Below are 13,659 nucleotides of genomic sequence, written 5' to 3' on the forward strand. Positions count from 1 at the left end.
CGGTTTATGAAATAATTTCTATAATTTCACGTAAACTTTGCACTCTATCATTTATTTTAACATATTTTTGAAAATCTGTAACTAGCTGAGGAGAAATTTTTCCATTTGTGTATACTTTTGCAACAATTTCTCCCTTTTGAACGGAGTCTCCAACCTTCTTTTCAAAAACAATTCCAGTTTCATAGTCCAAATCATCAGTCTTAACTGCACGACCAGCACCCAGTCTCATAGCAAAAAGCCCAAATTCCATAGCTGGAAGAGCTGAAATGACCCCCGTTTCCTGAGCAGGGATTTCCACCACATGGGCTACATCTACAGGGCGATAGAGGTCTTCCAAGTCTCCGCTTTGGGCTCGGACCATCTCCTCAAACTTAGCCAGCGCTTGACCATTTTCAAGATGTTGGCGAACTTCTTCAACTGTTTTATTTACATTTGCCAGAGAAAGCATAATCTGAGCCAATTCACAGATGAAGTGAGTAATATCCTGACGGCCTTGCCCTTGTAAAATCTCCAGTGCTTCAAGGATTTCCAGACGATTTCCAATTGCTCGTCCCAAGGGCTGGCTCATATCCGTAATAACTGCTACTGTCTTTCGGCCAACTGCCTTACCGAGTTCCACCATGGTTTGAGCCAACTCGCGTGCCTCATCAACCGTCTTCATGAAGGCACCCTCACCGACAGTCACGTCTAGCAAAATAGCATCCGCTCCTGCAGCAATTTTCTTGCTCATCACCGAACTTGCAATTAGGGGAATCGTGTCGACAGTTGCTGTTACGTCACGAAGGGCATAGAGAAGCTTGTCTGCTTTGACCAGCTGGTCTGATTGCCCGATGACAGATACACCAATATCCTGCACCTGACGAATAAAATCCTCTTGACTGCGCTCGACTTGATAGCCCTTAATGGACTCCAATTTATCGATTGTACCGCCTGTATGGCCGAGACCACGACCACTCATTTTGGCAACTGGAACTCCAAAACTCGCTACTAAAGGAGCTAAAATCAAAGTCACCTTATCACCAACACCACCTGTAGAATGCTTATCAACTTTAACGCCATCAATAGCGGATAAATCAAACTCTTGCCCCGTCTGAACCATCTTCATGGTCAAATCAGAGATTTCTCGAGTCGTCATTCCTTTGAAATAAACAGCCATAGCAAAGGCAGACATCTGATAATCGGGAACTGTTCCTGACACATAACCTTCAACTAACCATTCAATTTCACTCGAAGTCAGTTCTTGCCCGTCTCGTTTCTTTTGGATTAAATCAACTGCTCTCATTCGTTCACACTTCTAAGGATATAGTATCCCTTATCTTTTTTAACGACTTCACAATTGCCAAACACATCTTCCATCTTGGATTTGGCACTTGGAGCCCCTTGTTTTTTCTGGATAACGATTGTTAAATCTCCACCAGTTTCCAAGAAATCTTTACTTTTCACAATGATTTCATGAACCACTTGCTTGCCCGCACGGATAGGAGGATTGGAAATGACATGGTCAAATTTCCCTTCAACTTGTTCATAGATGTTGGACTGGAAAATCATCGCTTCTACTTTATTTCGTTCAGCATTTTGCCGCGCCAAATCCAAGGCACGATTATTGATATCGACCATGGTCGCCTGAACTCCATAAGCCTTAGCTAAGGACAAGCCCAAAGGTCCGTAACCACAGCCTACATCAAGGACAGTTTCTCCTTGATTGACCTCAAGACACTTGAGCAAGAGTTGACTTCCAAAGTCAACCATTTTCTTGCTAAAAACACCCGCATCCGTCAAAAAAGTCATTTTTTCTCCCAACAAGTCCACTCTCAACTCATGAATGTCGTGAGCAGCGTCAGGATTTTCTGCATAATACATTTTACTCATGAAACTATTTTACCATAATTTGCCTTAAATTGTAAATCGTTTACAAATGGATAATAAAACGAAAAAGACTGAAGAAAACTAGTCAAGAAGACCTTTTCTTCAATCTCTTTTAACACTTATAGATGAATGAAAAGCCATTTAGAACTAGAAATAGCATAATCAGGATATAACAAAAAGTTTATCATCTATAATCGGGCGTATTTATTATTACTATTGCTTAATCTTCAGATACTTAATTATCAACAAAATTCCCAACAAGATGTTTAGATAAAAGCCCAACTGATACGTTTTTGTCAGGATTTCCAAACTTGTCCAAAGTCGTATCAAATCTACTAGTGACATGCGGAAGAAATAACCCTCTGTCGCAATCCATAGGACTAAAAAGACATAACTACCAGCAGCAAGCCATTTCATCCACCGTTTTTTTAGGAAGAAAGCAAGCAAGAGCGAACAGATAAAAATAGCTGTTACAATAGCATGTTCCATTAAAAAAGTAAAACCGTAATAGATTTCCACAAAGCGTCTACCATTATTCGCATTGGCTCCTTTTATAAAAGGTAAAGCAAAACTTAAAATAAAACAGAGTTCCAATATGTAACGTTTCAAGGTTTTCATAGTACACCTCCTATAAGTTGTGAACTAAAAAGCCCCCTTTATTAGCTTATAAATCAGCAGAAACTATCTCCTATTTCATCTATAAATTGGTCAACCTCTATCTACCTCTATTATACTATATCAGCTTACTACCATCAAGAAACCGCTTTATTTTTTTAGCTTTTTATGGTAAGATAGACAAAATATCTAGGGGAAAACACATGACCAACGAATTTTTACATTTTGAAAAAATCAGCCGCCAAACTTGGCAATCTTTGCATCGCAAAACAACTCCTCCCTTGACCGAGGAAGAATTAGATTCAATTAAGAGTTTCAATGACCAGATTAGCCTACAAGATGTTACTGATATCTATCTGCCATTGGCAAATCTGATTCAGATTTACAAACGTTCCAAAGAAGACCTTGCCTTTTCAAAAGGAATTTTCCTTCAACGTGAAAGCAAATCCCAGCCTTTTATCATTGGGGTTTCTGGGAGTGTTGCCGTTGGTAAATCAACCACAAGTCGGCTCTTGCAAATTTTGCTTTCTCGTATCGTTCCTGGAGCAAGTGTTGAACTAGTTACTACGGATGGTTTTTTATACCCAAATAGTGTCTTAATTGAGCAAGATATTCTCAACCGCAAGGGTTTTCCTGAGAGCTACGACATGGAAGCTTTGCTCAATTTCCTAGACCAACTTAAAAATGGGCAGGATGTGGATATACCTGTTTATTCTCATGAAATCTATGATATCGTACCAGGTCAAAAACAACGAGTAGAAGCCGCTGATTTTGTCATTGTTGAAGGAATCAATGTCTTTCAAAATCCACAAAACGAACGTCTTTACATCACTGATTTCTTTGACTTTTCAATCTATGTCGATGCCGCAGTCGAGCATATTGAAAGCTGGTATTTGGATCGTTTCTTAAAACTTCTTAGTTTTGCTCAGGATGATCCAGGCAACTATTACTACCGTTTCACTCAACTTCCTCTTAATGAAGTGAAGGATTTTGCCCATCAAGTCTGGACCAGTATCAATCTCACAAATCTACAAAATTATATTGAACCGACCCGAAATCGTGCGGAAGTGATTCTGCATAAAACAAAGAACCATGAAATCGATGAAATTTACTTAAAAAAATAATTTTCCCTTGTCAAAACGTAAGTTTTCAGATATAATGGTATAGTTAGTAAAAATGGAGGTAAGAACATTGGCAAACATTAAATCAGCTATCAAACGCGCTGAATTGAACGTTAAACAAAACGAAAAGAACTCAGCTCAAAAATCAGCTATGCGTACTGCTATCAAAGCTTTTGAAGCAAACCCATCTGAAGAACTTTACCGTGCTGCCAGCTCAGCTATCGATAAAGCAGAAACTAAAGGTTTGATCCACAAAAACAAAGCTAGCCGTGATAAAGCACGTCTTGCAGCTAAACTTGGTTAATCATTAACTGCATACAAAATGAGCTCCTCGGAGCTTTTTTTGTGCACATTTTCCGGAGGTTATTATGAAAATAGCTATCATTGGATATTCTGGATCAGGAAAATCTACTCTGGCAGAAAAACTAGCTAGGCACTACTCTATCCCAAAACTTCATATAGATACTCTCCAATTTCAACCTGGTTGGCAAGACAGTGACCGTGACTGGATGCATAAGGAAATGAAGGATTTTTTATCCAGAAATGAAAATTGGGTAATCGATGGCAACTATTCTTGGTGTTGTTATGAGGAAAGAATGGACGAAGCTGACCAGATTATCTTTTTAAACTTCTCAGCTTGGACTTGTTTGCTAAGAGCCTTTAAGCGCTATTTAAAATACAGAGGCAAAGTGAGAGAAAGTATGGCTAAGGGATGCCCTGAGCAATTCAATTGGGAATTTATCCGTTGGATTCTCTGGGATGGTCGAACAAAAAATGCTAAGGATAGATACCAATACTTAAACAATACTTACTCAGAAAAGATGCATAATCTCCATTCTCAAGCAGAGATTGATTGTTTTTTGCAATCTTTAAAAATCTAAACAATATAGTAGCATTTCATTAAAATCAACATGTATTGATTGACTAAAAAAGAGAGTGGGACAGAAATCGGTAATTCGTTAGAATTCGATTTCGTCGTCCCACCTCCGCACAGTTGAGTAGGGCTGTAAAAGCTGATGAAATCAGCGTAGTAGAGCCCACTCAACCACTGCGTCTTGCTCGACAATTGAGAGGCTAGGACTTTTGTCCCAGCCTCTTTTCTGTTTCATTTTATTCAACAATTAAAAATAACTCGAGCAATTTATAAATCAAATTTGAGATTCCCCGATAAATAGAGAGAATCTTGTTTATAGTTTCTGAGTTCGTGATACAAAAAAACTGAAGGAAGTAAAATCCTACTTCTTTCAGTTTTTTATTGTCTCAATTTAGAAAAAACTTCTCCAATCTTACCTTCGATAACTAAATCAGCTTGACTGTCTTGAGGAGTGCTGGACTTGTTGATAAGGACAAGATTTGACCCTGAAAAATAATTGATTAGACTAGCTGCAGGATAAACAACTAAAGAAGTTCCAGCAATGATCAACAAATCTGCTTGCTGAATGGCTCGAGCTGCGCGACTAAATACATCCATATCTAGCGCTTCCTCATAAAGGGTTACGTCAGGTTTGACCACTTTTCCACAATCTAAGCAGTGGGGAACTGGACCTTCAAGTGCCAAAAAGGCAGTCAAATCATAAAAGCGATGACAGCCCAAACAATAATTACGATCTGCACTACCATGCAGTTTCAACACTTTCTGAGATCCTGCCATTTCATGGAGGCTATCGATATTTTGCGTCACAATCGCCATTAATTTACCTGTTTTTTCCAAATACGCTAGATAATCATGTGCTAAATTCGGCTTGGCATCTGGATAGACTAAATACTTTTTGTAGAAGTCAAAAAAATCCTCTGGATAGCGCTCAAACATAGTGCGTGAAACCAGTTGCTCGGCAGTAAAATGGCGCCCCAACTTCAGACTATAGACACCATCTGAACTACGAAAATCTGGAATATTAGACTCTGTAGAAACCCCTGCACCACCGAAAAAGACAATTTTCTGACTTTGATCAATAATACCTTGTAGTTGTTCAATTTTATCCATTTTGTACTCCTAGGAATTTTCAAGTTAAAAAGTTGAAAACCTTTGGCTACTGTCAACTGGGCTTTCAACTTTATTTGATTATGATTTAGATATTAAACTGACTAGTCTCGGTCCTTTGACACTATTAGGCTTTCTTCAATTTCTTTATTCTTACCTATTTCAGAATTGATTCATTGTTGGTGGTTATCATTTTGAGAACAAGAGAAATCATTCTGAATAGAGCCTACCTTTAGTCAGCTATCAATGTTTCTAGACCAACCTTCATCATATCAGTGAAGGTGTTTTGACGTTCTTCTGCAGTTGTATCTTCATCTGGATTAACCAAACTATCTGAAATAGTCATGATAGCAAGGGCGTCAACATGGTGTTGAGCTGCAAGGTAGTATAGGGCTGCCGCTTCCATTTCCACCGCTTTTACTCCCCACTTACCAAGCTCGATGTTCTTTTCAAAGTAGTTTGAATAGAAAACGTCTGATGACAAGACATTTCCTACGTGAGTAGTCATACCGAGATCTTTGGCAATATGGTAGGCCTTATCTAGCAAATCAAAGCTAGCAATTTGAGGAAAATCGTATTGAGGCCAGTCGTTGCGGATGATGTTTGAGTTGGTTGCAGCTGCTTGCGCCAAGACCAACTCACGAACGTGAACATCCTCATTCAAAGAGCCCGCAGTTCCAACACGAATCAATTTTTTCACGCCGTAATCGACAATCAATTCACGAGCATAGATAGAGATTGAGGGCATACCCATCCCTGTACCCATGACAGATACACGGTGACCCTTGTAAGTTCCAGTGTAACCAAACATGTTACGCACTTCGTTAAAGCAAACAGCATCTTCAAGAAAATTCTCAGCGATAAATTTCGCACGAAGAGGATCCCCAGGAAGAAGAATTTTATCAGCAATTTCACCCTGCTTAGCAGCAATATGGATAGACATAATATAAGATACCAAACCCGTCAAAAAGCGAAGGGAAAATAGGAGTTGAGTGCAGTGAGCGATGCTCGCTAGACCAACTATCTTTTTCCCACTGCTTTTAGGGTGGGTTCAATTCCTTTCTTTCTTAATTTTGATGATTTAGAGGAGAGCCGCCCGTATTCAGTTCGGTGAATACAGTTAACCCATCCTTTCTTTATTTTATGAAGATTAAAGAGCGACCAGAAAGAGACTGAAAATTAGAAATCTGACGAGAAATCCTGATTTCTTAGTCAAATTATCTATTTTCCGAGCTTTGCGCTCGTGTTCAAATCTGAACACACGCTCTACCTTTCTTTATTAAATGATATTGATTATAAATTTAAAATATATTTTTGATTAGAAAAATTAGAGTATTCTTATTAAGTTTCTTTTATCCTTGTCTTTGGTCGTAAGTATTTCTCCCAAGGGATTTGATCCAGTATTTTAGCACAACCAAATGCCAAGTAAGCAGTCACCAAAAGAAAAGGTATAGCCTCCAATGATTGACCAGTGAAACCCATTACCAATCCAGTTGCAGACAGGGGAGCCTTCAAGGTCACAGCTAAAAAACAAACCGAACCTAATAGTAAGACTGCTGGCTGGTTGCCACTACCTAAAATCATGGTCAAGAGTGCAGCTACTGCTATCCCCAAGGCAAAAGACGGTGTCAAGGTACCACCATAGGCACCTGCCCAAAGGGTGACTAAAACGACCAAGGCTTTCAAGACAAACAAGAGGATTACCATCTTGGCATTACTGCCGTTTAAAATCTCCTGAGCCATCATACGCCCATTTCCAAGTAGATGTGGAAAATAACTTGCCAATCCAGCAAGAAAAAGAAAAGCTGAGGGCAATGTGAGAAGTATTCGTTTATCTTTTATTCTTTTTGAAGATGCTTTTTTACTTAAGCGAGCAAAAAGCCAAGCGAGTGGAGTCAAGAAAAGAAGTAATAGAGGAACAAGCCAACTATCACCTAGTGACCAAGTCAGAGCTGGAAGCTGGTAGAGAGCATGATTTGAAACAACAAAGCCTGCTATAAAGGCTGATACATATGTAGTCAGACCGACCAAGAAAAAACGTTTGACAGATAAAGCAATTCCCAAGGTTTCAAAAACGAAAAACACACTCGTTAACGGAACCTGATAGACAGCCGCTAAACCCGCACCAGCTCCACAGGCAATGAAAAAAACTTGGTCCTTCACGGAGAGAGAAAAAATATTGGCAATAGGTCTTGCAAATAAAGCTCCAATCTCCCGTGGCGCAGCTTCCTTACCGATAGGTGTCCCTCCTCCAACCGCAATAATCTGCCAAATTGAATGAACTAGTTGTTTTAAAAAATGAAGTTTGTATTGTGATGTTTCATCCTTCATCTGCGCTTTGATGGAAAAAATCTTTGATTTTCTTTGTAAGAAATACCAGACCAAGGCAGAACTAACTCCCACGATGATTAAACTGATGCCTATCCGTGAGGAGGAAACTCCATCTGTCAAAAATCCACTATGATGCTCTGACTGACCAAAAGCTAGCCCTTCAACCAGCTCTAAAAGATAATGGAGCAAAATTCCGAATATACCTGAAACTAGTCCTATCATGATGACCGCTAGAACCAATTTGAGGTTATACGGTATTCTCTGAAGACTACTCCTCAACTCTTGTACCATGATTATAATTCAGCAAGAATAGCTTTAAGCAATCCTTTGAAGTCGCCTTTGACGCGCTCAGTTACTTCCACTACTTCTTCGTGGTTAAGTTCTTCTTGGAAACCAGCAGCATGATTAGTGATACATGAAATACCTAGTACTTTCAAGCCTGAGTGGGCTGCCACAATAACTTCAGGAACAGTGGACATACCAACTGCATCTGCTCCCAATGTCTTATAGGCACGAATCTCTGCTGGGGTTTCATAAGTCGGGCCTGTTACACCAATATAGACACCTTCATCCAGTTTAATGCCCAATTTGTCTGCTACTTGATGAGCAGTCTCACGGTATTCTGGAGTGTAAGCCTTAGACATATCAGGGAAGCGAGGACCAAACTCATCCAAGTTTTCACCCATCAATGGGTTTTGCCCTGTCATGTTGATATGGTCTGAGATAGCCATCAAAGTACCTGGGCCATAACCAATGCCACCAGCTGCATTGGTTACAATGACACCTTCACAGCCCAAAACTTTCATGACACGAACTGGGAATGTCACCACTTCAAGAGGATTTCCTTCGTAGAAGTGGAAACGCCCTTGAAGGGCCAATACTTTACGTCCTGCAAGCTCACCGTAAACTAATTTTCCCGCGTGACCGACAACAGTTGAACGTCCCCAGTTTGGAATTTCAGCGTAGTCTACAACAACTGGATTGTCGATTTCTTCAGCAAGTTCACCGAGTCCTGACCCAAGGATTAGACCAAACTCTGGCGCTTCTACTCCCTTGCTTCTCAAAAAAGCAGCAGTTTCATTGATTTTGTCTAAAAATGTCATTAGTTATCTCCTTCTTTATGTTTTAAAAATTGACTGATTTTGTCAAAGGTTTTGGCATTGCGAATCGTAATTTGGCGATAGAAAGGCATCTTTAGCAAGCGCTTGTGATAAGCTGTCTTAGAGTAGCTAGCTTCTGACAATTTACCCCAGAAAATACCAAGTTTTCCAAAATGAAGCACTTCATCGACCAGTTCCAAACTTTCAACTGTCTCAATGACTTGAGCCACATCCAATCCCTCAGTGTAAAAGAGAACATCCTTTCGTGCCAAATCTTTGGTCCACCAATCTGGCAGATTATTCAGCTCTTCTTCATAATCTTCCTGACTCAGCAAAGAAAAACTCTGAATAAATGGATAATGGACTTCAAAGAATACCTCTAACTTTTCAACCAATTGGGCTTTGGGAGCTGTCGAAGTAAAGAAAATGTTCCCACTGTTGATGTAGGTCTCAACATTTTCTAATCCCAACCCTGTCAGTTCTTGACGAAGTTGCGTCATGACTATCTTATTTTTCCCACCGACATTAATGCCCCTAACCAGTAAAGCATAGCGCGTCATCTTATACCAATTTATCTAAGAAACTTTCCCCAATCATGGCCGTTTCCACACCAAAGTTATCCGCAACTGTCGCTGAGATATCTGCAAAATGTCCAACTGGAATGACACCATTTCCCTTAAAGCTAGGGCTGTAGGCCAAAAGTGGAATGTATTCACGAGTATGGTCAGTTCCAGCATAGGTTGGGTCATTTCCATGGTCAGCAGTAATCATGAGTAGATCATCTTCTCTCATGGCTGCGATAATTTCAGGCAAGCGTTCATCAAACTCATGCAAACAATCACGGTAACCGTGAGCATTACGACGGTGGCCGTAAAGGGCATCAAAGTCCACCAAGTTTGTGAATGAGAATCCTTTTTCAAACTCAGCAAGGCCCATTGTCTTCAATAATGTATCAATTCCATGGCTATTTGACTTATTGTGTCCCATATCATGGTTGATCCCCGCACCGTTAAAGATATCGTTGATTTTACCAACAGCGTAAGTATCGATACCTGCTTCATTCAATTTATCAAGAACAGTTGGTGCAAATGGAGATACAGCCAAGTCACGACGGTTTGCTGTACGTGTGAAGTTTCCAGGTTCGCCGACATAAGGACGGGCAATGATACGACCAAGAAGAGCAGGACGCTCAAGGGTAATCGAACGCGCGTATTCACAGATACGGTAGAGTTCATCCAAAGGAATGATGTCTTCGTGGGCAGCAATCTGCAAAACAGGGTCAGCTGAGGTATAGATAATCAATTCGCCAGTTTCCATTTGACGAGGTCCAAAGTCATCTATTACAGCAGTTCCTGAGTAAGGTTTGTTGGCTTCACGAATGACCTTGCGTCCTGAAAATTCTTCGATTTTCGTCAAGATTTCTTCTGGGAATCCGTTCCAGAAAGTATCGAAAGGCTCTGTAATGTTGAGTCCCATGATTTCCCAGTGACCAGTCATGGTATCCTTACCTAGAGATACTTCTTCTAATTTTGTTGCATATCCAGTTGGATTGCTTTCTGCCGCTACAGTCTTCAAAGGAGTTTCGCGAGGAATATTTCCTAGACCGATTTTAGCCATGTTTGGGACATTCAAACCAGCTGTTTTTGAAATGTGTCCTAATGTGTCAGAAGCTCCATCTGGAACCCCTGCATTGACAAAGTTATTAGCATCTGGTGCTGCACCGATTCCTACAGAATCGAGTACCACCAAGTGAATACGATTAAATTTTGGCATAGTGTGTCTCCTTATTATGTTGATTAGTTTACTTTTGTTGAAGTTAAAATCTGAACCCCGTCTCGTCCAGCAACGATGACTTTATCCACCATTTGGTTGAATAGGCCGTGCTCTACGACGCCAACGATATGGTCCAATTCTTGTCCGAAAGTAATTGGATCTTCATTAACACCTAAATCAAGGTCAATAATGAAATTTTTCATATCCGTCACAAAGCGTAGGCCATCTTTTTCACGAAAACTTGGCTTATAGCCAGCTTTTTCAAAACGACGGAAAACCTGTTCTGCTCCGTATTGGACAACTTCGACAGGTAGTTTAAAAGCGCCCAGTTTCTCAACCATCTTGCTCTCATCTACCACCCAAATATACTGTTTAGTTGGTGTCGCAACTACTTTTTCCATTAGAAGGGCACCACCGCCTCCTTTGATACCATTAAACTGACGATCCACCTCATCAGCTCCATCAACCGTCACATCAACCTCATCCACCTCATCAATAGACTTAAGCGGTATATTCAATCCTTGTGCCTGATTCGTCGTTACACTAGAAGTCGTCACGGCTGTAATTTGAAGTCCTTCCTCCTTGATTCTACGACCGATTTCTTCTACGAAATAGTAGGCAGTCGAGCCTGTTCCCAGTCCTACAACCATTCCATCGGTTACGAACTCAGCAGCCTTGATGCCTGCTATTTTTTTCAGATTTTCCACTTAAACACCTCCAAACAAAATGCTACCTTTATTATACCATGTAAAGGCTTAATATTCATCTGAAAATTGAAACCGATAACCATTCTCGAAGAAATCTTACTCGGGTTGGTTTTTTAGCATAAAGGTGGTTAAATAGTTGAGTACAGAAATGAAGAAATAAGATGACCCCATTAGATTTGTTTAACCAAGTAAAAGAGCTAATCAAAACAAAAGATTTCGAAGCTGCAAAAACATTTGTTGCGGAAAATCAAGAACAGCTTGGAGAATACTTCTCTCAAGCTCAGCAGTTGATTTCTGGTTCTGAAGGTCTAGATGGCCTCGTTGGAAAGATTAAAGGATTTTTCTAAAAGATATAAAGGCGCCTGAAACTATCAGGTGCCTTTTTGAGATATTTTTTTCATTATTTTGGGCAGATAAGAGCTGATTTCCGTCGGCAAGACTACATAATGTTCTTGAGCTAGTTCTTGAGCAATAGCTGAATGAAGATGGGTTGCTACTGCCACACGCTCGTAGAGACTGACTTGTTTAAACTGGCTTACAAAGCCTGCAATCATTCCAGCCAGTGTATCTCCCATTCCCCCAGTCGCCTGATAGGGACCGCCAACCTGTAACTGGTAATAATCAGACTGGCCAGCTTGCCAAATACGAGTAGCTGGACCTTTCTCCACCAAAATTATTCCTTGAGGGAAGGAAGTTAGGGCACTAGCCGTTGCATCTTTGTTTTGTTTTTCAATCGTAATTCCAGATAACTTTTCCCATTCTTTTTGGTGTGGAGTTAGGATAAGCTGGTTAGATGGAAACGACAAACTTGTCTTAGCAAGAATGGTCAAGGCCCCTCCGTCTACAATCAAAACCTGATTCTTTTTTAAGCTAGCAAAGACCTGTTTGACTAGATTTTCTCCAAAAGCATCGTCTTGTAAACCAGGCCCCAGCAAGACAACTTCTGCCTTCTCCAATTGCTCTTTTAACAATTGCTGGTCTTGAAGAGAAAAGGCCATAGCCTCAGGTAAATGGCTGTGCAGAGCTGAGATATTTTCACTGTCTGTGCCAACGGTCACCAATCCTGCACCGCTTTTTACAGCTGCTAAAGCAGCCATGATAATAGCACCACCATAAGGATAAGTCCCACCCAGCAACAGCAGACGACCGTAATTTCCTTTATGACTGGTACGAGAACGTTCAATCATGACTTTTTCTAATAATACTTGATCAACCACTTTCATCGTTTTTCCCTCTCTCTTTTATTATACAACAAAAAAGAGGCGCAGACCTCCTTTTGTAATCTTACTTTTAAAATTTTCTATCCAATGTCCGAAGGGCTGCCTGATAGGTTTGCTCCATTAGCATGGTAATGGTCATAGGACCAACACCTCCAGGGACTGGCGTGATGTGACTAGCAAGTGGGGCAACTGCATCATAATCCACATCCCCACAGAGCTTACCATTTTCATCACGATTCATCCCAACATCAATGACTACCGCACCTGGTTTGACAAAGTCAGCAGTCACAAACTTGACGCGGCCAATTGCGACCACCAGAATATCTGCTTTAGCAGCTACCTTGGCAAGATTATGGGTGCGTGAGTGAGTCAAGGTCACTGTAGCATTCTTGGCTAAAAGAAGCTGGGCCATAGGTTTTCCAACGATATTGGAACGACCGATGACGACCGCATTTTTACCTTCCAAGTCAATCCCGTATTCATGGAACATTTCCATAATTCCTGCAGGTGTTGATGGAATCATGACTGGATGACCAGACCAGAGACGCCCCATGTTTAGAGGATGAAAACCATCTACGTCCTTTTCAGGATCAATAGCCAACAAAACCGCCTCTTCATCGATATGTTTTGGTAATGGTAACTGAACCAAGATCCCGTGCCAAGCTAGATCTTGATTGTATTTAGCAATCAAGTCTAACAATTCTGCTTGACTAATGGTCTCTGGAACTCGCACTACTTCACTACGGAAACCAGCCGCAAGGGCAGAACGTTCCTTATTTCGAACGTAGACTTGGCTAGCAGAGTTGTCCCCAACCAAAATCACTACCAAACCAGGTACTAGACCTGTCTCTTCTTTTAGTTTGGCAGTCTTTTCAGCCAACTGCCCCTGCAATTTGGCCGCTAAAGCTTTCCCATCAATAATCTGTGTCATATTACTTCTCTTTT

Annotated in this window: 16 protein-coding genes; 4 read left to right on the top strand and 12 right to left on the bottom strand. The window is 40.7% G+C overall.

Annotated features, from left to right (window positions below):
* Positions 1-4: 4 nt before the first annotated feature.
* The 3 genes from D2908_RS03105 to D2908_RS03115 form a co-directional block, all read right to left on the bottom strand.
* Positions 5-1,282, bottom strand: coding sequence for a pyrimidine-nucleoside phosphorylase (locus D2908_RS03105; RefSeq protein WP_117304799.1), 1,278 nt, complete (start codon positions 1,280-1,282; stop codon positions 5-7).
* Positions 1,279-1,869 (bottom strand): class I SAM-dependent methyltransferase, encoded by a 591-nt coding sequence (locus D2908_RS03110; protein ID WP_117304800.1) that lies wholly within the window; start codon positions 1,867-1,869, stop codon positions 1,279-1,281. Before D2908_RS03110 ends, D2908_RS03105 begins: the two co-directional genes overlap by 4 nt.
* A 210-nt stretch (positions 1,870-2,079) precedes the next feature.
* On the bottom strand, positions 2,080-2,484 hold the full coding sequence (locus tag D2908_RS03115) for a hypothetical protein (protein ID WP_117304802.1): 405 nt from the start codon (positions 2,482-2,484) through the stop codon (positions 2,080-2,082).
* Positions 2,485-2,684: 200 nt separating this feature from the next.
* Between D2908_RS03115 and coaA the strand changes: the two genes are divergently transcribed.
* From coaA to D2908_RS03130, 3 genes are all read left to right on the top strand, one after another.
* Positions 2,685-3,605 (top strand): type I pantothenate kinase, encoded by a 921-nt coding sequence (gene coaA / locus D2908_RS03120; protein WP_117304803.1) that lies wholly within the window; start codon positions 2,685-2,687, stop codon positions 3,603-3,605.
* Positions 3,606-3,657: 52 nt separating this feature from the next.
* The gene (rpsT, locus tag D2908_RS03125; RefSeq protein ID WP_029689628.1) at positions 3,658-3,906 is read left to right on the top strand and encodes a 30S ribosomal protein S20; all 249 of its coding nucleotides are present in this window, start codon (positions 3,658-3,660) and stop codon (positions 3,904-3,906) included.
* Between the two features lie 64 nt (positions 3,907-3,970).
* On the top strand, positions 3,971-4,483 hold the full coding sequence (locus D2908_RS03130) for a DNA topology modulation protein (protein ID WP_117304805.1): 513 nt from the start codon (positions 3,971-3,973) through the stop codon (positions 4,481-4,483).
* 371 nt (positions 4,484-4,854) lie between these two features.
* Here D2908_RS03130 and D2908_RS03140 read toward each other — a convergent pair whose 3' ends face one another.
* From D2908_RS03140 to rpiA, 7 genes are all read right to left on the bottom strand, one after another.
* On the bottom strand, positions 4,855-5,586 hold the full coding sequence (locus tag D2908_RS03140; RefSeq protein WP_117304807.1) for an NAD-dependent protein deacylase: 732 nt from the start codon (positions 5,584-5,586) through the stop codon (positions 4,855-4,857).
* 229 nt (positions 5,587-5,815) lie between these two features.
* Entirely contained in the window at positions 5,816-6,526 is a 711-nt protein-coding gene (deoD, locus tag D2908_RS03145; RefSeq protein ID WP_045763751.1) for a purine-nucleoside phosphorylase, read from the bottom strand.
* 398 nt (positions 6,527-6,924) lie between these two features.
* Entirely contained in the window at positions 6,925-8,205 is a 1,281-nt protein-coding gene (locus D2908_RS03150; protein WP_117304808.1) for a chloride channel protein, read from the bottom strand.
* Between the two features lie 2 nt (positions 8,206-8,207).
* Positions 8,208-9,017 (bottom strand): purine-nucleoside phosphorylase, encoded by an 810-nt coding sequence (locus D2908_RS03155; RefSeq protein ID WP_117304810.1) that lies wholly within the window; start codon positions 9,015-9,017, stop codon positions 8,208-8,210.
* Positions 9,017-9,574: a DUF1697 domain-containing protein gene (locus D2908_RS03160; RefSeq protein WP_117304812.1), complete on the bottom strand. Its 558-nt coding sequence runs from the start codon at positions 9,572-9,574 to the stop codon at positions 9,017-9,019. Before D2908_RS03160 ends, D2908_RS03155 begins: the two co-directional genes overlap by 1 nt.
* 1 nt (position 9,575) lies before the next feature.
* Positions 9,576-10,787, bottom strand: a complete 1,212-nt coding sequence (locus D2908_RS03165) for a phosphopentomutase (protein WP_117304814.1) — start codon at positions 10,785-10,787, stop codon at positions 9,576-9,578.
* 23 nt (positions 10,788-10,810) lie between these two features.
* Entirely contained in the window at positions 10,811-11,494 is a 684-nt protein-coding gene (gene rpiA, locus D2908_RS03170; protein ID WP_117304816.1) for a ribose-5-phosphate isomerase RpiA, read from the bottom strand.
* A gap of 161 nt (positions 11,495-11,655) precedes the next feature.
* On the opposite strand from rpiA, the gene D2908_RS03180 reads away from it, so the two are divergent.
* Positions 11,656-11,841 (top strand): hypothetical protein, encoded by a 186-nt coding sequence (locus D2908_RS03180; protein WP_117304817.1) that lies wholly within the window; start codon positions 11,656-11,658, stop codon positions 11,839-11,841.
* Between the two features lie 24 nt (positions 11,842-11,865).
* Here the strand turns inward: D2908_RS03180 and D2908_RS03185 are convergent, their stop codons facing one another.
* The gene (locus D2908_RS03185; protein WP_117304819.1) at positions 11,866-12,717 is read right to left on the bottom strand and encodes an NAD(P)H-hydrate dehydratase; all 852 of its coding nucleotides are present in this window, start codon (positions 12,715-12,717) and stop codon (positions 11,866-11,868) included.
* A 67-nt stretch (positions 12,718-12,784) separates the two neighbouring features.
* Positions 12,785-13,645: a bifunctional methylenetetrahydrofolate dehydrogenase/methenyltetrahydrofolate cyclohydrolase gene (locus tag D2908_RS03190; protein WP_165847426.1), complete on the bottom strand. Its 861-nt coding sequence runs from the start codon at positions 13,643-13,645 to the stop codon at positions 12,785-12,787.
* Positions 13,646-13,659 lie beyond the last annotated feature (14 nt).

Source organism: Streptococcus sp. LQJ-218, from assembly GCF_003428885.1.
Lineage (GTDB): Bacteria > Bacillota > Bacilli > Lactobacillales > Streptococcaceae > Streptococcus.